Annotated in this window: 1 pseudogene; it reads left to right on the top strand. The window is 36.7% G+C overall.

Annotated elements, in window-relative coordinates:
• Positions 1-294: pseudogene (locus ACSG5Z_RS31095) on the top strand (tyrosine-type recombinase/integrase); the annotation flags it as partial.

The following is a 294-nucleotide window of genomic DNA, read 5'->3' as shown; positions in this document are numbered from 1 at the left end:
GATCCATACTGGATTACGTGTCAGCGATCTACTCCAAATTGAAACACAACCCATAATAAATTTAAAAAGTAAAAAGAGAAAAGAATTCAAGATCAAAGAGGGAAAAACTAAGAAAGAACGCATGATTAACCTTACTTCTATTTTTGATGAAGTATACTCTTATGGCCAAACACTAGAAAGTACCTGGTAATTCCCTTCCCGAAAAGGAGATCAACCCATTAGTAAAATCCAGGCTTATCGACAATTGCAAAAAGCCGGAGATTTTGCCGGTATAGAATCCATTGGGACTCACAC

Origin of the sequence: Bacillus pretiosus (genome assembly GCF_051294775.1) — a bacterium.
In the GTDB taxonomy this organism is placed as follows: domain Bacteria; phylum Bacillota; class Bacilli; order Bacillales; family Bacillaceae_G; genus Bacillus_A; species Bacillus_A wiedmannii.
Note: the sequence above shows the minus strand (reverse complement) of the source record. Positions and strands in the feature narration are given on the sequence as shown.